Source organism: Pseudomonas sp. TMW22091, from assembly GCF_022496705.1.
Taxonomy (GTDB): Bacteria; Pseudomonadota; Gammaproteobacteria; order Pseudomonadales; family Pseudomonadaceae; genus Aquipseudomonas; species Aquipseudomonas saxonica.
This window is the reverse complement of the sequence record NZ_SCFI01000004.1, coordinates 71858-96058: the sequence shown is the minus strand read 5'-3', so window position 1 is coordinate 96058 and position 24201 is coordinate 71858. Positions and strand designations below refer to the sequence as shown.

Annotated in this window: 19 protein-coding genes; 10 read left to right on the top strand and 9 right to left on the bottom strand. The window is 55.9% G+C overall.

Going from position 1 to position 24201, the window contains the following annotated elements; genetic code table 11:
• Positions 1-351 precede the first annotated feature (351 nt).
• Positions 352-630, bottom strand: a complete 279-nt coding sequence (locus tag EQV93_RS09500; RefSeq protein ID WP_146384595.1) for a cold shock domain-containing protein — start codon at positions 628-630, stop codon at positions 352-354.
• Between the two features lie 226 nt (positions 631-856).
• Between EQV93_RS09500 and clpS the strand changes: the two genes are divergently transcribed.
• Together clpS and clpA are read left to right on the top strand one after the other, a co-directional pair.
• Positions 857-1219 carry an ATP-dependent Clp protease adapter ClpS gene (gene clpS / locus EQV93_RS09495; RefSeq protein WP_122784569.1) on the top strand — a complete coding sequence of 121 codons (363 nt, stop codon included), beginning with the start codon at positions 857-859 and terminating at the stop codon, positions 1217-1219.
• Between the two features lie 29 nt (positions 1220-1248).
• The gene (clpA, locus tag EQV93_RS09490) at positions 1249-3519 is read left to right on the top strand and encodes an ATP-dependent Clp protease ATP-binding subunit ClpA (RefSeq protein WP_122784570.1); all 2271 of its coding nucleotides are present in this window, start codon (positions 1249-1251) and stop codon (positions 3517-3519) included.
• 242 nt (positions 3520-3761) lie between these two features.
• Here the strand turns inward: clpA and infA are convergent, their stop codons facing one another.
• The 3 genes from infA to aat form a co-directional block, all read right to left on the bottom strand.
• The gene (gene infA / locus EQV93_RS09485) at positions 3762-3980 is read right to left on the bottom strand and encodes a translation initiation factor IF-1 (protein ID WP_002553999.1); all 219 of its coding nucleotides are present in this window, start codon (positions 3978-3980) and stop codon (positions 3762-3764) included.
• 98 nt (positions 3981-4078) lie between these two features.
• Positions 4079-4786: an arginyltransferase gene (locus tag EQV93_RS09480; RefSeq protein ID WP_240891445.1), complete on the bottom strand. Its 708-nt coding sequence runs from the start codon at positions 4784-4786 to the stop codon at positions 4079-4081.
• Positions 4787-4868: 82 nt separating this feature from the next.
• Positions 4869-5555 (bottom strand): leucyl/phenylalanyl-tRNA--protein transferase, encoded by a 687-nt coding sequence (gene aat, locus EQV93_RS09475; protein ID WP_122783264.1) that lies wholly within the window; start codon positions 5553-5555, stop codon positions 4869-4871.
• 395 nt (positions 5556-5950) lie between these two features.
• On the opposite strand from aat, the gene EQV93_RS09470 reads away from it, so the two are divergent.
• Genes EQV93_RS09470 through cysG form a run of 6 tightly spaced genes read left to right on the top strand, consistent with a single transcriptional unit; the run spans position 5951 to position 13447 of the window.
• Positions 5951-8353, top strand: coding sequence for a DNA translocase FtsK (locus tag EQV93_RS09470; protein WP_122783265.1), 2403 nt, complete (start codon positions 5951-5953; stop codon positions 8351-8353).
• Positions 8354-8405: 52 nt separating this feature from the next.
• Complete coding sequence (gene lolA, locus EQV93_RS09465) at positions 8406-9029, top strand: outer membrane lipoprotein chaperone LolA (RefSeq protein ID WP_146383757.1); 624 nt, start codon at positions 8406-8408, stop codon at positions 9027-9029.
• A 29-nt stretch (positions 9030-9058) separates the two neighbouring features.
• A complete protein-coding gene (locus EQV93_RS09460) occupies positions 9059-10384 on the top strand; it encodes a replication-associated recombination protein A (RefSeq protein WP_122783267.1) in 1326 nt (441 codons plus the stop codon).
• The gene (crcB, locus tag EQV93_RS09455) at positions 10381-10755 is read left to right on the top strand and encodes a fluoride efflux transporter CrcB (RefSeq protein ID WP_122783268.1); all 375 of its coding nucleotides are present in this window, start codon (positions 10381-10383) and stop codon (positions 10753-10755) included. The genes EQV93_RS09460 and crcB overlap by 4 nt, the downstream gene beginning before the upstream one ends.
• A 16-nt stretch (positions 10756-10771) precedes the next feature.
• Positions 10772-12052 (top strand): serine--tRNA ligase, encoded by a 1281-nt coding sequence (gene serS / locus EQV93_RS09450; protein ID WP_240891444.1) that lies wholly within the window; start codon positions 10772-10774, stop codon positions 12050-12052.
• Positions 12053-13447, top strand: coding sequence for a siroheme synthase CysG (gene cysG / locus EQV93_RS09445; RefSeq protein WP_122783270.1), 1395 nt, complete (start codon positions 12053-12055; stop codon positions 13445-13447). It begins immediately after the preceding gene.
• 157 nt (positions 13448-13604) lie between these two features.
• On the opposite strand, the gene EQV93_RS09440 is transcribed toward cysG, so the two are convergent.
• The 3 genes from EQV93_RS09440 to EQV93_RS09430 form a co-directional block, all read right to left on the bottom strand.
• Positions 13605-14792 carry an osmoprotectant NAGGN system M42 family peptidase gene (locus EQV93_RS09440; RefSeq protein ID WP_122783271.1) on the bottom strand — a complete coding sequence of 396 codons (1188 nt, stop codon included), beginning with the start codon at positions 14790-14792 and terminating at the stop codon, positions 13605-13607.
• A 70-nt stretch (positions 14793-14862) separates the two neighbouring features.
• Positions 14863-16608, bottom strand: coding sequence for an N-acetylglutaminylglutamine synthetase (gene ngg, locus EQV93_RS09435; RefSeq protein ID WP_122783272.1), 1746 nt, complete (start codon positions 16606-16608; stop codon positions 14863-14865).
• Positions 16609-16611: 3 nt separating this feature from the next.
• The gene (locus tag EQV93_RS09430; protein WP_240891443.1) at positions 16612-18384 is read right to left on the bottom strand and encodes an N-acetylglutaminylglutamine amidotransferase; all 1773 of its coding nucleotides are present in this window, start codon (positions 18382-18384) and stop codon (positions 16612-16614) included.
• A gap of 261 nt (positions 18385-18645) precedes the next feature.
• Here EQV93_RS09430 and EQV93_RS09425 point away from each other — a divergent pair, with 261 nt between their 5' ends.
• The gene (locus tag EQV93_RS09425; protein ID WP_146383753.1) at positions 18646-18933 is read left to right on the top strand and encodes a helix-turn-helix domain-containing protein; all 288 of its coding nucleotides are present in this window, start codon (positions 18646-18648) and stop codon (positions 18931-18933) included.
• 21 nt (positions 18934-18954) lie between these two features.
• Here the strand turns inward: EQV93_RS09425 and mnmC are convergent, their stop codons facing one another.
• Positions 18955-20931 carry a bifunctional tRNA (5-methylaminomethyl-2-thiouridine)(34)-methyltransferase MnmD/FAD-dependent 5-carboxymethylaminomethyl-2-thiouridine(34) oxidoreductase MnmC gene (gene mnmC, locus EQV93_RS09420; protein ID WP_240891442.1) on the bottom strand — a complete coding sequence of 659 codons (1977 nt, stop codon included), beginning with the start codon at positions 20929-20931 and terminating at the stop codon, positions 18955-18957.
• 139 nt (positions 20932-21070) lie between these two features.
• Here mnmC and pap point away from each other — a divergent pair, with 139 nt between their 5' ends.
• On the top strand, positions 21071-22585 hold the full coding sequence (gene pap / locus EQV93_RS09415; protein WP_240891441.1) for a polyphosphate:AMP phosphotransferase: 1515 nt from the start codon (positions 21071-21073) through the stop codon (positions 22583-22585).
• Positions 22586-22640: 55 nt separating this feature from the next.
• Here the strand turns inward: pap and EQV93_RS09410 are convergent, their stop codons facing one another.
• Positions 22641-24032 carry a class II fumarate hydratase gene (locus EQV93_RS09410; protein WP_240891440.1) on the bottom strand — a complete coding sequence of 464 codons (1392 nt, stop codon included), beginning with the start codon at positions 24030-24032 and terminating at the stop codon, positions 22641-22643.
• Positions 24033-24201: the final 169 nt, after the last annotated feature.

The window sequence follows — 24201 nt, the reverse complement described above, 5'->3', positions numbered from 1 at the left end:
TAACGGCTCAGCCTTTCTAGGCCTGAAAGACTCAATTCATAGATGTTGCTCGGTGACTCAATGGTCACCGGCGCAGTATACATAGGTCCCTCAGGTTGCTGCGAGGGGTCTGGTGAATCACGGATCATCAATTGGTCTAAGAGCGTGCTTTCTTTGGCTTCTTGCCCAGTGTTTACGGTTGTTGCAGCGGGGCGGGGATGCTTTTGGGCGGGCGTTCTTTTCTGTATTTAAACAGTCGGCGTGAGAGGGCTCTCAGGACTCAGGCCCAAAAAAACCGCCAGATCGATGGCTCGACATGGCGGTATTTTTTTTAAATTTTTTAAAAGTGCGGCTTATCTTCTCGCCTGGTAGTCAGACCGCAAGGGAGTGTCCCTCGGCTTCTGTCACTGTAAGTGGTGCGGTGGCCTTTGCATCAGTGATTGCGACAGCGTGCAGGCCTTTGGGGCCCTGGATGATTTCAAAACTCACCGGTTGGCCAGCCTTGAGCGTTTTGTACCCGTCCATATTGATGGCCGAAAAATGAGCAAAAAAATCGATCATGTTTCCGTGTTCATCGAGGCCTTCCTTGGCTTGCGTATTAATGAAGCCGAAGCCCTTGGCGTTGTTGAACCACTTGACCTTGCCTTGCATACTCATATCCCTCTGCTGCAAACGACTCCATCACTGGAGTATCATCCAGTTCATCCGCACAAAAACCAGTAAATGTGGTTGACTGCGCGGGTCTTTACTACCCACTGTGGGCCCTATTGGTTGTAACACCGTTTTACCGATAGTCAAGGTCACGCGGCAGGCGCAGTTGAAATTTAATGTGCTTGCCTCCATCTCTGTAATCGATCAATGACGAACCTTTCATTCCATGCATGCATTTAGCCAGATTCGACTAACATTCAATCAGGATCAACCCGGTTTTGATGACGACGATGCCGCTGGCTTGGCTGTGCAAGAGGCTAAGCCTGCGCTTCAGGTGCCGCCTATGTACAAGGTGGTTTTGTTCAATGATGACTACACACCCATGGATTTCGTTGTCGAAATACTTGAGGTGTTTTTTAACTTGAATCGCGAATTGGCGACCAAGGTCATGCTGGCCGTTCATACAGAAGGACGGGCTGTGTGTGGTATCTACACCCGCGACATTGCCGAGACCAAGGCAGCGCAGGTAAATCAGTACGCACGCGAAAGCCAGCATCCGCTACTCTGTGAAATCGAGAAGGACGGTTAACGCCGACCACTTGGGTATGAGGTGAAGCCATGTTAAATCGCGAGCTCGAAGTCACCCTCAATCTTGCCTTTAAGGAGGCCCGTTCCAAACGTCATGAATTCATGACGGTTGAACACCTTCTTTTAGCGCTACTGGATAACGAGGCGGCCGCAACCGTTCTACGCGCCTGTGGCGCAAACCTCGACAAACTCAAGCATGACCTGCAAGAGTTTATTGATTCCACCACCCCTTTGATCCCTGTTCACGATGAAGACCGTGAAACCCAGCCAACACTGGGCTTTCAGCGCGTGCTGCAACGTGCCGTTTTTCATGTGCAAAGCTCCGGCAAGCGTGAAGTGACGGGTGCCAACGTTCTGGTTGCGATTTTCAGCGAACAGGAAAGCCAGGCTGTGTTTCTGCTCAAGCAGCAGAGCGTTGCCCGCATTGATGTCGTCAACTTTATTGCCCATGGCATTTCAAAAGTGCCAGGCCAGGGTGATCACTCTGACGGGGATCATGAAATGCAGGATGAGGAAGGGGGTGAGTCGTCCTCTTCCAGCAATCCGTTGGATGCCTATGCCAGTAACTTGAACGAGCTGGCTCGTCAGGGCCGTATTGACCCGCTGGTGGGGCGTGAAATGGAAGTTGAGCGCGTTGCTCAAATCCTTGCGCGCCGGCGCAAAAACAATCCGCTGCTGGTCGGTGAGGCAGGCGTGGGTAAAACCGCGATTGCTGAAGGGCTGGCCAAGCGTATCGTTGACAATCAAGTTCCAGACTTGCTGGCCAATAGCATTGTCTACTCGCTTGATCTGGGCGCCTTGTTGGCGGGTACCAAATACCGTGGCGATTTTGAGAAGCGCTTCAAGGCGCTGCTCGGCGAGCTGAAAAAGCGTCCTCAGGCGATTTTGTTCATCGACGAAATCCACACCATCATTGGTGCGGGTGCTGCCTCGGGCGGTGTGATGGATGCGTCGAACCTGCTCAAGCCACTGTTGTCTTCGGGCGACATACGTTGCATTGGTTCGACCACGTTCCAGGAATTTCGCGGTATTTTCGAAAAAGACCGTGCCTTGGCGCGTCGTTTCCAGAAAGTGGACGTCTCCGAGCCATCGGTTGAAGACACCATCGGCATTCTGCGTGGCCTGAAGGGTCGTTTTGAGCAGCATCACAGTATCGAGTACAGCGATGAAGCCTTGCGCGCCGCTGCTGAGCTGGCGTCGCGCTATATCAATGATCGGCATATGCCGGACAAGGCCATCGACGTCATTGACGAAGCGGGTGCTTACCAGCGCTTGCAGCCGGTAGAGAAACGCGTCAAACGCATCGATGTGCAGCAAGTTGAAGATATCGTTGCAAAAATTGCCCGTATTCCGCCTAAGCACGTGTCCAGTTCTGACAAAGAACTGCTGCGCAACCTTGAGCGCGACTTGAAAATGACCGTGTTTGGTCAGGATGCGGCCATTGATTCGCTGTCTACGGCCATCAAACTGTCCCGTGCGGGGCTCAAGTCACCTGACAAACCCGTGGGTTCGTTCCTGTTTGCAGGGCCGACCGGTGTCGGCAAGACCGAGGCGGCGCGTCAGTTGGCCAAGGCCTTGGGGGTTGAGCTACTGCGTTTCGACATGTCGGAATACATGGAGCGTCACACCGTTTCACGTCTTATCGGTGCTCCTCCGGGCTATGTCGGCTTCGATCAGGGTGGGTTGTTGACTGAAGCCATCAGCAAACAGCCGCATTGCGTGTTGTTGCTGGATGAAATCGAGAAGGCGCATCCCGAGGTCTTTAACCTGTTGTTGCAGGTGATGGACCACGGCACGTTGACCGATAACAACGGGCGTAAAGCTGATTTCCGTAATGTTATCGTCATCATGACCACCAACGCGGGGGCTGAGACCGCATCGCGGGCTTCGATCGGCTTTACGGTTCAGGATCATGCGACCGATGCGATGGAAGCGATCAAGAAAAGCTTCACGCCCGAGTTCCGCAATCGTCTGGACACTATCATCCAGTTTGGTCGCCTCAGTCATGAGGTTATCAAGCACGTGGTGGACAAGTTCCTTACCGAGTTGCAGGCGCAACTGGACGACAAGCATGTGCAATTGGTGGTGACAGACGCCGCACGTGGCTGGTTGGCAGCGGGAGGTTACGATGTGCAGATGGGTGCGCGGCCAATGGCGCGTTTGATACAAGACAAGATCAAGCGTCCGCTGGCTGAAGAGATACTCTTTGGTGAGCTGGCTGATCATGGCGGGGTAGTTAACATCGACCTGGTCGATGGTGAACTGACGTTCGAGTTTGAAACGTCCGTCGAGATGGCTTGATCTAGCTCTGAAATAAAAAAAGCGCCGAAAGGCGCTTTTTTTTGATCAGCAAACCCTCACCCTAGCCCTCTCCCAGAGGGAGAGGGGACTGATTGGGTCGATTTAGAAAAACTCGAATTTCCCCCAACCTGCTCCCTCTCCCTTTGGGAGAGGGTTGGGGTGAGGGTGCTTTTGATCTCAAGCCCACAAATCGCAGACAAACAAAAACGCCCGGCAGAACCGGGCGTTTTGTATTGACTTGATTAACGAGCGCGGTAAGTGATGCGCCCTTTGCTCAAGTCATAGGGCGTCAGCTCGACGCGCACTTTGTCGCCGGTAAGAATACGAATGTAGTTCTTGCGCATCTTGCCGGAAATATGCGCGGTTACGACGTGCCCATTTTCCAACTCCACACGAAACATGGTGTTGGGCAGGGTGTCGACGACAGTGCCTTCCATTTCGAAGCTGTCTTCTTTCGACATGCAGTAAAGCCCTCGGTGTCCAATGAATGGCCCGGTGCAACTGCGCCAGGCAAAAGCGGCGTGCATTGTGCCCGAAAAATGGGGTTTAAGCCAAGGGTTCAGTTAACACTGCTCCATCTCTGATTTATCAGCAGCTCAATCGGGCGGTATTCAGTCTTGTAATTCATCTTCTTGCAGTTCTTGATCCAGTACCCCAGGTACAGGTTATCAAGCCCCATGCGCCGTGTTTCTGCGATCTGCCAGAGGATCCCGTAACGGCCCAGGCTGCGGCGTTCTTCCTCGGGTTCGTAGAAGGTGTACACAGCCGATAACCCGTTTGGCAGCACATCGGTTACCGCAACGGCCAACAAGCGTCCGTCGAGACGGAACTCATAAAATGTCGAGAACGGCAGGTCGCGTACCAGAAAAGTCGAAAATTGATCGCGGCTGGGCGGGTACATGTCGCCATCGGCATGGCGTTGTTCGATATAGCGCTGATAAAGATCGAAGTTTTCTTCGCTGAAGCACGGCTTGACCGCCGTAACCTGCAAGTCGGCGTTGCGTTTCAGAATGCGCTTTTGCTGACGATTGGGTACGAATCGTGCCACTGGAATGCGTGCAGCCGTGCAGGCATCGCACTTCAGGCAATGGGGCCGGTAAAGGTGGTCGCCGCTGCGTCGAAAGCCCATTTCGGACAAATCGGCATAGACCTGCACATCCATTGGCTGGCTGGGGTCGAGAAACAGCGTAGTCGCCTGTTCTTCGGGCAGGTAGCTGCAAACGTGAGGTTGAGTGGCATAAAACTTCAAGCGCGCCAGCTCGGTCATGATTGGCCCTCGGGAAATCTTTGAATTAAGTGTAAGACAGTGCGCAAAAAACGTCTGTAAAACGCCCGTTATCTTGCGGTACCTACAGGTTTAAGTCCCATTGTGCCGTTGTAGGCTGGTCCAGATGGTCGCGCAAGTAGTCGGCGAATTGCTGGCGCGGGATGGATCGTGCGCCGAGACTTTCAAGGTGGCGAGTCGCCATCTGGCAGTCGATGAGCACGAAGCCCCATGCCTGAAGGTGCTTTACCAGCGTGACAAAGCCAAATTTTGATGCGTTGTCAGCACGACTGAACATGGATTCACCAAAAAAAAGCTGACCCATGGCCAAGCCATAAAGGCCTCCAACCAGTTCGCCGTGGTCCCACACTTCCACAGAATGCGCATGGCCTCGAGCGTGGAGCTCGGTGTAGGCATTTTGCATGTCGTCGGTAATCCATGTGCCGTCTGCATCGCGGCGAGGGGCGGCGCAGGCTTGGATGACTGCCTCGAAATCGCGATCAAAGCTCACCTGATAGCGTTGCTGGCGCAAAAGCTTGGCCAGGCTGCGTGACACATGCAGTTCTTCAGGAAAGAGCACTGTGCGTGGATCAGGCGACCACCAGAGAATAGGCTGGCCTTCGGAAAACCACGGGAAACAGCCATGACGATAGGCCTGAACCAAGCGGTCTGCTGACAGGTCTCCGCCCGCTGCCAGTAGCCCGTTGGGCTCGCGCATGGCCTTGGTCAGGGGCGGAAATGTAAGGGTGTCGCGTTTTAACCAGGTCAACATGATGATTCGTCTTGTGCAGGTGGGGGGGAGGGCGCCTGCAACTCTACTGCGCCAATGCGGTCTCAATCGGTCTGCCGATCAGATCCAGTTGCTGTTTTGCAGTGCTATAAGTCTTTGTCACAAAAGATAATGCATGCTCAAATCAGCGCTTCACATGTATTTACGGTGCTCATGGGCCTGGCGCATGCGTCGGCGTGGCAACAGCGGCTTAAACCCGTACAATGGCTCGCCTGTTTGAGCTGATCTAAACTGCATGCGTACCAGCGTTGACAACGGTGGTTGATAGTACCAAGCGTCACGCAGCGCGAGTCCAGTATCCGGTAGCGCGTAGTAGCTTGCAGTCAATTTAGTCAATTAATAGTTGGGCGCGCCACAGGCGCAGGAAAAGACCCGTTTTGAAGAAATCCACAGCAGCACCCAAAGTAGTTCCTCTCTGGCGTCAGCAATTGCACTACCGGCTCAAGGAAGGTGCGCTGATCGCTATCGGCGCCCTCTGCCTGTTCATGATCATGGCCTTGCTGACCTATGCCAAGGATGATCCTGGCTGGAGCCACAACAGCCGTATCGTCGATGTGCAGAACTTCGGTGGGCCTGCGGGTTCCTACAGCGCTGACATCCTGTTCATGGTGCTGGGTTATTTCGCCTACATCTTCCCGTTGTTGTTGGCAATCAAGGCTTATCAGATCTTCCGCGAACGGCATCAACCGTGGCAGTGGAGCGGTCTGCTGTTTTCATGGCGTCTTGTCGGGTTGCTGTTCCTGGTGCTCTCCGGAGCGGCATTGGCCCATATTCATTTTCATTCAGCGGCGGGGCTGCCTGCTGGCGCGGGTGGTGCACTGGGCGAAAGCCTGGGTGATCTGGCCAAAAATGCCCTGAATATCCAGGGCAGCACCCTATTGCTGATTGCCTTGTTCCTGTTCGGTTTGACGGTGTTTACCGACCTCTCATGGTTCAAGGTCATGGACATGACCGGCAAAATCACACTCGACCTGTTTGAGCTCATTCAGGGCGCTGCCAATCGCTGGTGGTCGGACCGTAACGAGCGCAAGCAACTGGTCGCGCAATTGCGTGAAGTCGACACTCGCGTCAATGAAGTGGTTGCTCCCAGCGTTTCCGACAAGCGTGAACAGGCCAAGGCCAAAGAGCGTTTGATCGAACGCGAACAAGCGCTGACCAAACACATGTCCGAGCGCGAAAAGCATGTGCCGGCGGTGATCACGCCTGTGCCGACCAAAGCGCCTGAACCCAGCAAACGCGTGCAGAAAGAGAAACAAGCGCCTTTGTTTGTCGACAGCGCGGTTGAAGGTACATTGCCGCCCATTTCCATTCTCGATCCGGCAGAGAAGAAACAACTCAACTACTCACCGGAATCCTTGGCGGCCGTGGGCCACTTGCTTGAAATCAAGCTCAAGGAATTCGGGGTTGAAGTTGCCGTTGACTCGATCCACCCCGGCCCGGTAATTACCCGCTACGAAATTCAACCGGCAGCCGGGGTCAAGGTCAGCCGTATCGCCAACCTGGCCAAAGACTTGGCGCGTTCACTCGCGGTGACCAGTGTGCGGGTGGTTGAAGTAATTCCTGGCAAAACCACGGTCGGTATCGAAATCCCTAACGAAGACCGTCAGATCGTGCGTTTCAGTGAAGTGCTGTCCACGCCTGAATTCGACAACGCTAAATCACCTGTGACGCTGGCTTTGGGCCACGACATCGGTGGCAAGCCGGTGATCACCGACCTCGCCAAAATGCCGCACTTGCTGGTGGCCGGTACAACAGGCTCCGGTAAGTCGGTCGGTGTCAACGCCATGATCTTGTCGATCCTCTTCAAGTCTGGGCCTGAAGACGCCAAGCTGATCATGATCGACCCGAAAATGCTTGAGCTGTCGATCTATGAAGGCATCCCGCACTTGCTGTGTCCGGTCGTGACCGACATGAAAGATGCCGCCAATGCCTTGCGCTGGAGCGTTGCCGAGATGGAACGCCGCTACAAGCTGATGGCCAAGATGGGCGTGCGTAACCTCGCCGGCTTCAACCAGAAGATCAAAGATGCCGAGGCGGCGGGCGAACCGCTGAGCGATCCTCTGTACAAGCGTGAAAGCATTCACGACGAAGCGCCTTTGCTGACCAAGTTGCCGACCATTGTGGTGGTGGTGGACGAGTTTGCCGACATGATGATGATCGTCGGCAAAAAGGTTGAAGAACTGATCGCCCGTATTGCCCAGAAGGCGCGGGCGGCAGGTATCCACTTGATTCTCGCTACCCAGCGCCCGTCGGTGGACGTGATAACGGGTCTGATCAAGGCCAACATTCCGACCCGCATGGCGTTTCAGGTGTCGAGCAAGATCGATTCGCGCACCATCATCGATCAAGGCGGTGCCGAGCAACTGTTGGGTCACGGTGACATGCTTTACATGCCGCCGGGCACCAGCCTGCCGATTCGGGTGCATGGTGCATTTGTGTCTGACGAAGAAGTGCACCGCGTGGTTGAGGCATGGAAGCTGCGCGGCAGCCCGGACTATAACGACGACATTCTTAACGGCGTTGAAGAGGCCGGCAGTGGCTTTGAAGGTGGCAGCGGCGAAGGCAGCGAAGACAGCGAGACCGACGCGCTGTATGACGAAGCTGTCCAGTTTGTACTGGAAAGTCGTCGCGCCTCCATCTCTGCCGTGCAGCGCAAACTTAAGATTGGCTATAACCGCGCCGCCCGTATGATCGAGTCCATGGAAATGGCCGGTGTGGTTACGGCAATGAACACTAATGGCTCGCGCGAAGTGCTGGCGCCAGCTCCGATGCGCGATTGATCTGCTCGCGGGTACCCCGCGAGTGGCGTTCAACTAATCAATGAGGATTCTCATGCGTTTTACCAGCATGTTGTTGCTACCGATTTTGGCTTTTTCGTCACTTTCAGCTCATGCTGATGCCCAGGATGTCACGCGTTTGAGCCAGTTGCTTGAGAAGTCGAAGACCATCTCGGCTAATTTTTCGCAACTGACGCTGGCCGCCGGTGGCACGCAGTTGCAGGAAGCCAAGGGTGAAATGTCGGTGCAGCGCCCGGGCCTGTTTTACTGGCACACCGAAGCTCCGCAAGAGCAAACGATGATTTCAGACGGTCAGAAAGTAACCCTCTGGGACCCGGATCTGGAGCAGGTCACCATCAAAAAGCTGGATCAGCGCCTGACACAGACGCCAGCTTTGTTGTTGTCGGGTGACGTGTCGAAGATCAGTGAAAGCTTTGATATCAGTTCAAAGCAGGCAGGAGAGGTCATGGAATTCACCCTTAAGCCCAAGACCAAAGACACGCTATTCGATTCGCTGAACCTGTCCTTTCGCAATGGCATGATCAACAACATGCGCCTGATGGACAGCATAGGTCAGCGTACTGACATTGTGTTTAGCGGTGTAAAGGCCAACGAGCCGATCCCTGCCAGTAAATTCAAGTTCGTTATCCCGAAAGGGGTTGATGTCATCCAGGAATAATCCTGGAACAAGAGGTTTAAGCGTTGCCCATGGATTTGTTTCGAAGTGCCCCGATTGCTCAACCCTTGGCTGCTCGCTTGCGCGCGGCCAATCTGGACGAGTACGTCGGCCAGCAGCACCTGCTCGCCCGGGGCAAGCCCTTGCGCGAAGCGCTGGAGCAGGGGGCGCTGCATTCGATGATTTTCTGGGGGCCGCCGGGGGTGGGTAAAACCACCTTGGCCCGACTTCTGGCTGAAGTCTCCGAAGCGCATTTTGAAACGGTGTCTGCCGTGTTGGCCGGGGTCAAAGAGATTCGTCAGGCGGTAGAAATTGCCAAACAGCAGGCCGGTCAATATGGTCGCCGAACCATCCTGTTTGTTGATGAAGTACACCGTTTCAACAAGTCACAGCAAGATGCCTTTTTGCCTTATGTCGAGGACGGTACCCTGATTTTTATCGGGGCCACCACCGAAAACCCTTCGTTTGAGCTAAACAACGCACTGCTCTCGCGGGCGCGGGTGTATGTGCTCAAAAGCCTTGATGAGACGGCTCTGAAAAGGCTTGTTCAGCGTGCGCTGACTGAAGACAAGGGGCTAGGCAAACGCGGTTTGACCCTCAGCGATGAAGGCTTCCAAATATTGCTGCGTGCAGCCGACGGCGATGGTCGGCGCTTGTTGAATTTGCTGGAAAACGCCGCCGATCTGGCTGAAGACAACAGTGAAATAGGCTCTGACCTGCTGCAAAGCCTGCTGGGCGATACTCAGCGTCGTTTCGACAAGGGCGGCGAGGCGTTTTACGATCAGATATCGGCCCTGCATAAATCGGTGCGCGGCTCCAATCCTGACGGCGCCTTGTATTGGTTTGCGCGGATGATTGATGGCGGTTGTGACCCGCTGTACATCGCCCGCCGTGTCGTGCGCATGGCCAGTGAAGATATTGGCAATGCCGACCCGCGGGCCTTGAGCCTGTGCCTGGCGGCCTGGGACGTGCAGGAGCGCCTGGGCAGTCCGGAAGGCGAGCTGGCTGTGGCGCAGGCCATCACCTATCTAGCGTGTGCGCCTAAAAGCAATGCGGTGTACATGGGGTTTAAAGCAGCACTGCGCAGCGCTTCCGAGTACGGCTCCCTCGAAGTCCCTTTGCATTTGCGTAATGCACCGACCAAGCTGATGAAACAACTGGGGTACGGCGACGAATACCGTTACGCCCATGATGAGCCCGATGCTTACGCGGCGGGTGAAGATTACTTCCCGGATGAGCTGGAGCCTTTAGCGCTCTATCAGCCGGTGCCACGCGGTCTTGAGCTTAAAATCGGCGAGAAGCTCAAACACCTCGCTGCACTGGATCGCGCAAGCCCCCTGAAGCGGAGAAAGCCTTGATTCCATTGGTCTTGGCCGTCTCGGCGGGCGGCATTGCCGGAACCTTGTTGCGGTTCGCCACAGGCAACTGGATTAATGCCAATTGGCCGCGGCACTTCTATACCGCGACATTGGCCGTTAATATCGTCGGCTGCCTGCTGATAGGCGTTTTGTACGGCCTTTTCTTGATACGCCCAGAGGTGCCAATCGAAGTCCGAGCAGGACTGATGGTGGGCTTTTTGGGTGGCTTGACTACTTTTTCATCCTTTTCACTGGATACGGTGCGCCTGCTTGAAAGCGGGCAAGTGCCATTGGCACTGGGCTATGCAGCTCTCAGCGTATTCGGCGGGCTGCTCGCAACATGGGCTGGCCTGTCCCTGACCAAACTTTGATAAACGAGAAACCGACATGCTCGATTCCAAACTGTTACGTAGCAACCTTCAGGACGTAGCGGATCGCCTGGCATCCCGAGGCTTCAAGCTGGACGTGACGCGCATCGATGCGCTCGAAGCCCAGCGTAAAGAAGTCCAGACTCTGACCGAAAAGTTGCAGGCCGAGCGTAATGCGATCTCCAAAAGTATCGGTCAAGCCAAAGCGCGCGGTGAAGACATCGCGCCGTTGATGGCCAGCGTCGAGACCATGGGCACTGACTTGGCCAACGCCAAAGTGCAGCTGGAAGCGATCCAGACTGAGTTGGATTCAATCCTGCTGAGCCTGCCCAACCTGCCGGATGCTTCCGTGCCGGTAGGGGCTGATGAAGACGACAACGTTGAAATTCGCCGCTGGGGCACGCCTAAGGTCTTTGATTTTGAAATCAAGGACCACGTGGCGCTGGGCGAGCAGTACGGCTGGCTGGATTTTGAAACCGCCGCCAAATTGTCCGGTGCGCGTTTTGCGTTGCTGCGTGGCCCGATCGCACGTCTGCATCGCGCGTTGGCGCAGTTCATGATCAACCTGCACACCGGTGAACACGGCTACGAAGAGGCCTACACGCCTTATCTGGTTCAAGCGCCAGCGCTGCAAGGCACGGGTCAACTGCCTAAGTTCGAAGAAGAACTGTTCAAGATCAGCCGCGAAGGCGAGGCTGATTTTTACCTGATTCCAACGGCTGAAGTCACGCTGACCAACATCGTTGCCGGTGAAATCGTCGAGCACAAAGCCCTGCCGATCAAGTTCGTGGCTCACACGCCGTGCTTTCGCAGTGAAGCGGGCGCATCGGGTCGCGACACTCGCGGCATGATCCGCCAGCACCAGTTCGACAAAGTTGAGATGGTGCAGATCGTTGAGCCTTCCACTTCGATGCAAGCACTGGAAGGTTTGGTTGGAAACGCCGAGAAAGTCTTGCAACTGCTCGAATTGCCTTACCGCACACTCGCATTGTGCACGGGCGACATGGGTTTCAGCGCTATCAAGACCTACGACCTTGAAGTGTGGATCCCGAGCCAGGACAAATACCGCGAAATTTCGTCGTGCTCCAACTGTGGCGATTTCCAGGCCCGTCGCATGCAAGCACGTTTCCGTAACCCGGAAACCAACAAGCCCGAGCTGGTGCACACCCTTAACGGCTCCGGTCTGGCAGTAGGCCGTACCCTGGTTGCCGTACTGGAAAACTACCAGCAGGCTGATGGCTCGATTCGCGTGCCAGAAGTACTTAAGCCCTATATGGGCGGTATTGAGGTTATCGGCTAAATGGAGTTTCTGCCGCTGTTTCATAACTTGCGGGGCAGTCGTGTGCTGGTGGTCGGCGGCGGGGAAATTGCCTTGCGCAAATCCCGGCTGCTGGCCGATGCCGGCGCCGTATTGCGGGTTGTCGCACCCGCTATAGAACCGCAGCTATGCGAGTTGATTCTCAGCAGTGGCGGTGAGCAGATCTTGCGCGGCTATGTTGAGTCGGACCTTGACGGGTGTGTGCTGATCATTGCCGCCACCGATGACGAGCCGCTTAATGCGCAAGTCTCGGCGGATGCCCATCGGCGCTGTGTGCCGGTTAATGTGGTGGATGCGCCAGCCTTGTGCAGCGTTATTTTCCCCGCCATTGTCGACCGTTCTCCGTTGGTCATCGCTATTTCCAGTGGTGGCGACGCGCCGGTACTGGCGCGCTTGATTCGGGCCAAGATTGAAACCTGGATTCCGTCGACTTACGGACAGTTGGCCGGTCTTGCCGCGCGCTTTCGTACTCAGGTCAAAGGGTTGTTTCCCGATGTTCAACAGCGTCGCGGGTTCTGGGAAGACGTCTTTCAAGGCCCCATTGCTGATCGCCAATTGGCCGGGCAGGGCGGTGAAGCGGAACGTCTGCTCCTCGCCAAGATTAACGGCGAAGCAGCGATTACCACGGGTGAGGTCTACCTTGTGGGCGCCGGGCCGGGGGATCCTGACCTGCTGACTTTCCGCGCTTTGCGGCTAATGCAGCAAGCGGATGTGGTGCTTTACGACCGTCTGGTGGCGCCAGCGATTCTTGAACTGTGCCGCCGTGATGCCGAGCGTGTATATGTCGGCAAGCGTCGCGCTGATCATGCCGTGCCGCAGGAGCAGATCAATCAGCAACTGGTCACGTTGGCCAAGCAAGGCAAGCGTGTCGTGCGGCTCAAGGGCGGCGACCCGTTTATCTTTGGCCGTGGTGGTGAAGAAATCGAAGAGCTGGCAGCACATGGCATCCCGTTTCAGGTCGTGCCGGGTATTACCGCCGCCAGCGGGTGTGCCGCCTATGCCGGGATTCCGCTGACGCATCGCGATTACGCGCAGTCTGTGCGTTTCGTGACGGGTCACTTGAAGGATGGCACCAGCAATTTGCCGTGGAACGATTTGGTTGCTCCGGCGCAAACGTTGGTGTTCTACATGGGCCTGATCGGCTTGCCGATCATCTGTGAACAGCTGATCAAACATGGCCGTTCTGCAGATACTCCGGCGGCCTTGATTCAGCAGGGCACGACGTCCAATCAGCGGGTGTTTACTGGCACGCTGGCGGATCTGCCGACCTTGGTGGCTGAACATGAAGTGCATGCGCCGACACTGGTCATCGTCGGTGAAGTCGTATTGTTGCGCGAGAAACTGGCTTGGTTTGAAGGGGCGCAATCGCAGGTGTAAAAACGCCCTCACCCCAACCCTCTCCCGGAGGGAGAGGGAGCTCAATCAAGTCGATTTCAGATTCAATGCAATGCCTTCGGAATCTAGAAAACCCCAAGCCTCCCCCATTCAGTTCCCTCTCCCTCTGGGAGAGGGCTAGGGTGAGGGGCTTTTGATCTTAGTCCCGATTATCCCCCACCAAACTCTCCACTGACGGCACTCGCGTGTCGCTCTCCATCTGCGCATCGTGCTCAATCTGATGGCTAAAGCGGTCCAGTGATCCTTGCGCCGGTTGCGCATCGCTGGCAAAGACCGGCGGGCTCATCATGTAAGCTCCCAACAGACGACTTAGCGCTGCCAGGCTGTCGATGTGGGTTCGCTCATAACCGTGGGTCGCATCACAACCGAAGGCCAGCAGCGCACAACGAATGTCATGCCCCGCCGTTACGGCTGAATGCGCATCGCTGAAGTAATAGCGGAACATATCCCGGCGCACCGGCAATTCGTTTTCTGCACCCAGACGCAACAAGTGCCGCGACAAGTGATAGTCATACGGCCCCCCCGAATCCTGCATGGCCACACTGACCGCATGCTCACTGGAGTGTTGTCCGGGAGCCACGGGCGCAATATCAATCCCGACAAACTCGCTGACATCCCAAGGCAATGCAGCCGCGGCGCCACTGCCGGTTTCTTCGGTAATGGTGAACAGCGGATGGCAGTCAATTTGAGGTTGTTCGCCACTTTCCACAATCGCTTTCAAGGCCGCCAGCAGTGCAGCAACGCCGGCCTTATCGTCCAGATGACGGGCACTGATATGCCCACTATCGGTGAATTCAGGCAGCGGATCGAACGCAACAAAATCGCCAACATTAATACCCAGCGAATCACAGTCCGCTCGCGTGGCGCAGTACGCGTCCAGTCGCAACTCGATGTGATCCCAACTGATAGGCAATTCGTCGACGCCCGTATTGAATGCATGGCCTGAAGCCATCAGCGGCAGTACGCTGCCACGTATCACGCCATTGTCAGTAAACAGGCTGACGCGGCTGCCTTCAGCGAAACGGCTGGACCAGCAACCGACAGGCGCGAGTACTAACCGACCGTTGTCTTTAATGGCGCGAACACTGGCGCCGATGGTATCCAGATGCGCTGAGACGGCTCGGTCCGGACTGCTTTTCTGACCTTTCAACGTCGCGCGCAGGGTGCCACGTCGCGTCAACTCAAAAGGAATGCCCAGCTCTTCAAGGCGTTCGGCCACATAGCGCACGATGGTGTCGGTGAAACCGGTGGGGCTGGGAATGGCCAGCATCTCCAGTAATACCCGTTGCAGGTAATCGAGGTCGGGTTCAAGGATGGTGCGGTTCATAAGGCCTCCTGAGGCGAGGCTCGCCGCGCAAGTGAATGCGGCGAGCCCGAATGACGTTCAGCGGCTGCACTCAGGGCGCAGGCTGACTGTGAGGGAAGAGCAAATCTATAAAGCGCTCGGCGGTGGGTTGCGGTTCGTGGTTGGCCAGCCCGGCGCGTTCATTGGCTTCGATAAACACGTACTCGGGCTGATCAGCGGCTGACACCATCATGTCCAGCCCGACCACTGGAATATCCAGCGCACGGGCGGCACGAATGGCCGCGTCCTTGAGTACAGGATGCAAAATGGCGGTGACATCTTCCAGGCATCCACCCGTGTGCAGATTGGCGGTTTTGCGCACCGCCAGCAGTTCGCCTGCCGGTAATACACTGTCATATTCATAGCCCGCTGCTTGCACGGCGCGCAGCGTTTCTGCGTCTTGCGGGATGCGGCTTTCACCATCGGTGGCAGCCTGACGTCGACGGCTTTGAGCTTCGATCAATTGAAGGATGCTGTGATGGCCATCACCGATAACCTGTGCCGGTCGTCTGATTGCCGCAGCCACCATTTCAAAACCGATGACTACAATGCGCAGGTCAAGCCCTGGGTGAAAGCTTTCCAGCAGTACGCGATGGTCGAACGAACGAGCGGCCTCGACGGCGACCTGTACCTGTTCGAAGGTGTCAAGATCCACCGCCACGCCATTGCCCTGTTCGCCGTCCAGCGGCTTGACCACGATGCGACCGTGTTCTTCGAGAAATGCCAGATTGTCATCAGCATTGCCGGCCAATTGCTGCGTTGGTACGTTCAGGCCGGCCAGGCTGAGGGTTTTATGGGTCAGGCTTTTGTCCTGGCACAGGCTCATGCTGATCGAGCTGGTCAAATCGGTCAGTGACTCTTTACAGCGAATCTTGCGCCCCCCGTGACTCAGGGTGAACAAACCTGAAGAGGCATCATCGATCTGTACGTCAATCCCGCGTCGGTAGGCTTCTTCCACCAAGATACGCGCATAGGGATTGAGCCCTGCCTCAGGCCCCGGCCCTAGAAAAAGAGGCTGATTGATCCCGTTTTTTCGTTTGATGGCGAACGTCGACAGGTTACGAAAACCCAACTTCCCATACAGGTTCTTGGCCTGCTGGTTGTCGTGAAGCACGGATAGATCCAGATAGCTCAGGCTCCGGCTCATAAAGTGTTCGATCAAGTGGCGCACCAGTACTTCGCCTACACCGGGGCGAGAACACTGCGGATCGACGGCCAGGCACCACAGGCTGCTGCCGTTTTCCGGATCATGGAAGGCGGTGTGATGATTGAGGCCCATCACACTGCCAATCACTGCGCCGCTGTCTTCATCTTCAGCGATCCAGTACACCGGGCCGCCCTGATGCCGTGCGGTGAGCAAGGCAGGGTCAATCGGCAGCATGTTACGCATCATGTACAACGAATTGATTGCACTCCAATCGGCGTCGTTTTGCGCCCTGCGGATGCGAAAGCCTCGAAATACGCGGGTAGCGGGGCGGTAATCTGTAAACCAGAGGCGCAGCGTGTCGGACGGATCCAGAAAGAGTTGCTGGGGCGATTGCGCCAGCACCTGCTGAGGAGCCGCCACATACAACGCAATATCACGCTCGCCCGGTTGTTCATTCAACAATTCGTCGGCAAGGCTGGCGGGGTCGGGAAACGTGTGCCCGATCAGCAGTCGCCCCCAGCCGCAATGTACGGCCACGGGCTGCGCATCCAGAGCGCTGCCGTCTTCGGCAAAACGCGCTTGCAGCCGTTCATAAGAGGGTGTTTGACCGCGCAGCAAGCGCTGGCTATAAGCCGTAGCAAGGGGTTTCATCGATCAGATTCCTTGTTCACTCAGCCACAGGTTGAGTGCCGCCAGTTGCCAGAGCTTGGAGCCGTTGAGGGGAGTCAGTTGGCTGTGCGGATTAGTCAGCAGCGTGTCGAGCATGGCCGGCTGAAAAAGACCTCGGTCCTGGCTGGGGTCCAGCAGCAGATCGCGGACCCAATTGAGCGTGTCACCTTGCAGATGCTTGAGGCCCGGCACCGGGAAGTAACCTTTCTTGCGATCAATCACCTCGCTGGGAATGACCAGCCGTGCGGCTTCTTTAAGCACCTGCTTGCCGCCATCCGGTAATTTGAAGCGGGCCGGGATGCGCGCCGAAAGTTCGGCGAGGCGGTAATCGAGAAACGGCGTGCGGGCTTCAAGGCCCCAGGCCATCGTCATGTTGTCGACGCGTTTGACCGGGTCATCCACCAGCATCACCGTGCTGTCCAGACGCAAGGCTTTGTCTACGCCTGCATCGGCACCGGGTTGGGCGAAATGTTCACGAACAAAGTCGCCAGCCGCGTCATTGGCTGTCAGCCATTTCGGTTGCACCGTGGCTTTGTATTCATCGTAACTGCGGTCGAAAAAGGCTTGGCGATAGGCTTGATACGGATCGCTGGCGCCATCCACTTGCGGATACCAGTGATAGCCTGCAAACAGCTCATCTGCACCTTGGCCGCTCTGCACCACTTTGCAGTGCTTGGCGACCTCGCGTGAAAGCAGATAAAAAGCAATGCAGTCGTGGCTGACCATCGGCTCACTCATGGCACGGAAGGCTGCGGGCAACTGCTCAATGATCTCGTGTTCACCAATGCGTAGCTGGTGATGGCGGGTGCCGTAGTGCTTGGCAATCAGATCCGAATACTCGAACTCGTTACCGCGTTCCCCTCCTGCATCCTCAAAGCCGATTGAAAAAGTCGACAGATCTTGTACGCCTGCTTCCCTCAGCAGGCCCACCAACAAGCTGGAATCGACACCGCCCGAGAGCAGCACGCCGACATCAACGGCCGCGCGCTGGCGAATGGCAACCGCCTCGCGGGTGCTATCCAGTACGCGATCGCGCCAGTCTTCCAGGCCAAGATGAGTTTCGTCGGCATGGGGGCCGTAGGGCAGGGTCCACCAGGTTTTTTGTTCGGTCTGCCCGTTGGAGTCAATACGCATCCAGGTCGCTGGCGGCAGTTTTTCAATGCCGGCAACCAGTGTGCGTGGCGCTGGTACCACCGCATGAAAATTCAAGTAATGATTGAGGGCGACCGGGTCGAGCATCGGGTTGATATCACCGCCTTTGAGCAACGCCGGTAGCGTGGAGGCGAAGCGCAGTCGTTGGCCAGTACGCGACAGGTATAGAGGTTTTACGCCCAACCGGTCGCGGGCGATGAACAGGCGTTGAGCGTCTCGTTCCCAAATGGCAAAGGCAAACATGCCATTGAGTTTCGGCAGGAGGGCTTCGCCCCAGGCGTGATAGCCCTTGAGAAGAACTTCGGTGTCACCGCCTGAGTAAAACCCATATCCCAGGTTTTCCAGCTCGGCCCGTAATTCAGGAAAATTATAGATGGCGCCGTTGAAAGCCAGTGACAACCCCAGCTGACTGTCGACCATTGGCTGCGCCGAGGCGTCTGACAAGTCCATGATTTTGAGTCGGCGGTGGCCGAGGGCAATTGGCCCCTGGCTGTGGAATCCCCAGGCATCGGGGCCACGGGGGGCCAGGTGATGGGTAATGCGTTCGATGGCTGCCAGATCGGCAGGTTGTTGATCAAAACGAAACTCGCCAGCTAATCCACACATACTGCTTAAACCCTTTTGTCTCCGGGGCCTGTTACATTTTGGCCCGGTTTTGGATCGGGTTTAGCGCTCTGACCCGTCTCCCGATCCTTTCGGCGCGAGTGGCTCATCAGAGCGCGCCGCCGTAAGTTGTCTGTTTTTTCGAGTGCATGGGCAGCCTGATCGTTCAATTAAATCTTTGAACAGCCATTTTGAGTTGAGCGGTATTAAGGAACTTAGCCACTGATAGCGGCCTCTTAATATTAGTTTCAGGGAGTATCGAGCATGACTATTGGCGCACGATTGAAGTCTGAGCGAATGCGCTTAGGCCTTTCTCAAGCAGCTTTTGCAGAGGTAGGTGGCGTGGCTGTTAACGCCCAAGGTAGGTACGAAAGCGGTGCACGAATTCCCCGTGCTGATTATTTGGCCTTGGTTGCGGCCAGGGGAGTGGATGTTCAGTTCGTCATAATCGGGGAGCGCTGCGAAAACGGTAACGCTGCTTCAATAACAGCCGTTGCTGCGATCGACAGCGCCACCGATTGCCTGGAAAAAGCCAAAGAGCTTATTCGCTGACCTTTTATCTCGAATCGCCTTCTACAGCCCTTTGATCAAGGCTCGTACGTTAAACCTATTGGGATGGCACGCCTCTGCTATACCGCGAGGCACGGGCAGGGGGTCGTTGTTTATCCACGCCGCCAGGATTTCTCCTGACAGAGGGGCGGTAATCAAACCACGAGACCCATGGCCGCTGTTGACGTATAAGCCCTGCAGCCAAGGGCACTGGGTATTGGGAACCTGTCGGGCGTCCTTACGTAAAACGGCGTAAGCGTCGGGGAAAAGTTCCGGGTCTGACACAGGCCCCACAATTGGCAAGTAATCAGGGCTGGTGCAGCGAAAGGCGGCCCATCCTTGTAAATGTTCGGGGTCAAGTTGCTCGCCAAAGCGTTCAACCAGATCACCCGATATTTCCTGCAACAGATCGATATTGCTCTGATGTCCAGCTGGTGTGGTGGTCAAATCATCATTATGAAAGTCAAAGCTGGCGCCCAGCGTATGCTCACCCAGACGGCCGGGTGCTACATAGCCTTCTGCACACACGACGGTTTTCAGAACAGCCGTTTGCGCCGTCTCCATCAATTGTGTGATTTGCCCGCGAATTCGCTTGAGTGGTAAATCGGTGGTGGCCGCAAAGCGTTTGACTTCGGCGGCCCCGGCCAGAATGACCACAGGGGCACTGGCCAATACCTGCTCGCCCTGGCGGGCCAGCCACTGGCCATCAATCTGTTCCAGTTGCAGCACATCATGATGGGTCAGCACTTGGATATTCGGGTGCAAGGCCTGGAACTGGCACAGTGCCGGCGGATGAACCCAGCCGCCTTCAGGGTAAAACAGCCCACCATGGGACAGTTCAATACCTGCGAGTGCCTGTGCTTGTGGCTGATCAAGCAGGTGGACCAGTGCTGGCGGGAATGCCGCAGCCAATTGCGCCTGCCGGGCAGCTTCCTTGGCATTAAACCCCAGTTGCAGAACGCCACAGTCGTCCCAGTCGCGACCGCGTTGCAATTGCTCCAGTAAACGACGTGTATAGCCGAAACCGCTGACAATCATCTGCGACAGCGTCGTGCCGTGAGCCGATAACTTGAGATACAACACGCCTTGTGGGTTGCCCGACGCTTCTTTGGCCAGTCGTTCGTGCCGTTCCAGCAACATCACCTGCCAGCCCCGGCGGGCCAGACTATTAGCGCTGGCGCAACCGGACAGCCCGCCACCAATCACCAGTACCTTGCGTTCGCCTGCCGGTTGAGGCGGGCGGGCATACCAGGGTTTTATCGAGGTGACGGCCAGCGGGTGTTCAGGTAAACCCACAAAAGTGCCACGCAGAATTTCCCATTTATGGCCAATGCCCGGTGTACGGCGCATTTTAAAGCCTGCGTCGTTCAGTGCACGGCGTACCCAGCCGGTACTGGTAAAGGTACTGATTGTGGCGTCGGGTGCGGCCAGGCGTGCCAGTTGGGCAAACAGTTCGGGTGTCCACATGTCTGGGTTCTTCGCGGGGGCAAACCCGTCAAGAAACCACGTGTCAATCTGTGCATCCAACTGCGCAAATTGTTCCTGCGCATCCCCGATCAGTAGCGTCAATGTCACCCGGCCATCGGCCAGCGTCAGCGTCTGAAACCCGGGATGGATGGCAAAGTAAGCCGCCATCAACTGCCCGCTGTAAACGGCAAGTTCGGGCCACAACGCTAAAGCCTTCTCTAAATCTTCACGGGAGAGGGGATATTTTTCAGCACTGATGAAATGCAGCCGCGCATTCGGTGGGGCGCATTGATCGAACAACTGCCAGGCACATAAAAAGTTCAGCCCGGTACCGAACCCTGTTTCGCCAATGACCCATTGACCATTAGCGGGGAGTGCTGCAAAGCGTTCTTTCAGCGCGTTTTGTTCAATAAACACATAACGCGTCTCTTCCAGACCCGATTTGTCAGAAAAATACACATCGTTGTACACCCGAGAGTGGGGGCGACCTTGTTCATCCCAGTCGATCTGGGCATTGGGCATTTCAGTAGTCATGTGCGGCTCGGCAACGGCAAGTCGGCCATTCTAGCTGATCGGTCCACGCGAGATTGATCCTTGGCAGGGTGATGCAGGTTTCTTGCTGCATGGCGGGCACAATCCGCTAGTCTTGTGACAACTTGACAGGGAGTTTTCCATGTTCGAATCAGCTGAAATCGGTCATTCAATCGATAAAGAAACCTACGACAAAGAAGTGCCTGCCTTACGCGAAGCCTTACTTGAAGCTCAGTATGAGCTTCATCAGCAGAAGCGGTCGGCGGTCATCGTGCTGATCAACGGCGTTGAAGGTGCAGGCAAGGGCGAGACGGTCAAGCTGCTCAGCGAGTGGATGGACCCGCGCTTGATCGAAGTGCGCACGTTTGATACTCAGACTGACGAGGAACTGGCGCACCCTGCGGCCTGGCGTTATTGGCGACATTTGCCGGCCAAAGGCCGTATGGGGACGTTCTTTGGTAACTGGTACAGCCAGATGTTGCAGGGCCGGGTCCATGGTGTTTTCAAGGATGCGGTCCTGGATCAGGCAATAAATGGCGCAGAACGACTGGAAAAGATGCTGTGCAATGAAGGCGCAGTGATTTTCAAATTTTGGTTTCACCTGTCCAAAAAGCAAATGAAAGCCCGCTTGAAGGCCCTTCAAGATGACCCATTGCACAGCTGGCGGATCAGTCCGCTCGATTGGCAGCAATCAAAGACCTATGACCGGTTTGTGCGCTTCGGTGAACGCGTCATTCGACGCACCAGCCGGGACTATGCACCGTGGAACATCGTTGAAGGGGTGGACCCTAACTATCGCAGCCTGACGGTAGGCAAAATTATCCTTGAGGGTTTACAGGCAGCGCTCAATACACCCAAGCCCAAGGCTCGCCCAACAAGTGCTGCCCCCTTGCCTGAAGTGATTGACGGCCTGAGCCTGCTTGATTGCCTGGACTTAACTCTGCACCTTGAGAAAGATGACTATCAAGAACAGCTGATTACCGAGCAGGCTCGTCTTTCGGGGTTGATGCGTGACAAACGCATGCGTCGTCATGCGCTGGTGGCCGTCTTTGAAGGCAACGATGCGGCGGGCAAGGGCGGGTCGATCAAACGTGTGGCGGCAGCACTGGACCCGCGTCAATACAGCATCGTGCCCATTGCTGCGCCCTCTGAAGATGAACGGGCACAACCCTATCTTTGGCGTTTTTGGCGACAGATACCGGCACGCGGCAAATTCACCATTTTTGACCGTTCGTGGTATGGCCGCGTGCTGGTTGAGCGGATTGAGGGGTTCTGCACTCAAGCCGACTGGATGCGTGCATACGGTGAGATAAACGATTTTGAAGAACAACTCAGTGATGCAGGGGTGATCGTCGTCAAATTTTGGCTGGCGATTGATAAAGATACCCAGCTCCAACGCTTTCAAGAACGTGAAACCATACCGTTCAAACGTTACAAGATCACTGAAGAAGACTGGCGCAATCGTGAAAAATGGGACCTGTATCGCAAGGCTGTGTGCGACATGGTTGATCGCACCAGCACTGAAATATCCCCCTGGACATTAGTAGAGGCCAATGACAAGCGCTGGGCGCGGGTCAAGGTATTGCGCACCATTAATGATTCGTTGGAAGCCGCGTTCGAAAAACGCGACAAGCAGGATAAAAAGCACAAAAAATAAGTGCACGCTGAAAAGCGAAGACGGCGCTAGGGCGACAGAGTCGCCCTAAAACCTGTCAATGCTTGCCTGAACCCAGCATATTCTCGGGTCGCACCCACTGATCAAATTCTTCGTCGGTCAGATAACCCAACTCCAGGGCGGCTTCGCGCAAGGTCAACCCTTCGGCGTAGGCTTTCTTGGCAATTTCGGCAGATTTGTCGTAGCCAATATGCGGGTTGAGTGCGGTAACCAGCATCAAGCCTCGCTCCAGATGTTCAGCCATTTTCGCAGCGTCTACTTCCAGGCCGTTGACGCAATGTTCCTGGAAGTTACTGCAACCGTCCGCTAGGAGCTGGATGGACTGCAAGAGGTTATGAATGATGACGGGTTTGTAGACGTTCAGTTGCAGATGCCCCTGACTGGCGGCAAAGCCGATGGTGACGTCGTTACCCATGACTTGGCACGCCAACATGGACAGTGCTTCGCACTGGGTGGGGTTGACCTTGCCCGGCATGATTGAGCTGCCTGGCTCATTGGCTGGCAGTTTGATTTCGGCCAAACCCGCACGCGGTCCTGAGCCCAGTAAGCGGAAGTCATTGGCCAGTTTCATCAAGGCAACTGCCAGGGTTTTCAAGGCACCGGACAGATTGGTCAAAGGTTCGTGGCCCGACAGGGCGGCGAACTTGTTAGGCGCCGTGATGAACGGTAAACCGGACAAGGCTGCCAGCTCTGCGGCAATGGCCTCACCAAAACCATGCGGGGCATTGAGCCCTGTGCCCACGGCTGTGCCACCTTGCGCCAACTCGTAAATGGCCGGCATGGCAGCATTGATAGCTCTTTCTGCGTAGTCCAGTTGTGCGATGTAAGCCGAAACTTCCTGCCCAAAGGTGATCGGGGTGGCGTCCATCATGTGCGTGCGCCCGGTTTTCACCAGTTTCATGTGACGAGCCGACAATTCAGCCAGCCCCCCGGACAACTCATTGATAGCTGGTAACAAATGATTGTTCACCGCTTTGGCCACTGCAATATGCATGGCGGTCGGGAAGCAGTCATTGGAGCTTTGCGAGCGATTGACGTGATCGTTGGGGTGTACCGGCGATTTGCCGCCCCGGCCTTTGCCAGCCAGTTCATTGGCGCGCCCGGCGATCACTTCATTGGCGTTCATGTTGCTTTGCGTGCCGCTCCCGGTCTGCCAGACCGCCAACGGAAATTGATCGTCGTGTTGCCCGTCGAGTACTTCATTGGCGGCCTGTTCGATCAGGCGGGCGATGTCGGCGGGTAGATCGCCATTGCGATCATTGACCCGTGCTGCAGCCTTTTTGATGAGCGCCAACGCGTGCAGCACGTCCAGCGGCATTTTTTCGTTGCCGATGGCAAAATTGATCAGCGAACGCTGGGTCTGAGCGCCCCAATAGGCCTCCTCAGGAACGTGCACTTCACCCAGGCTGTCGGTTTCGATACGGCTCATCGTGCTCTTTCTCCTAAGTGGGTTGATCCATCAGCTTAGGCGGTGTTTACAAAGAGAGGTTCAAACTTTGGTTTTAGAGACGTTTGTCGGGTTATTGAGAAACGCTATCAGGCTTGGGGTTGAGTGACACACTTTGTTAGGCGCAGAATGGTCGGCCTTGGGGTATGAC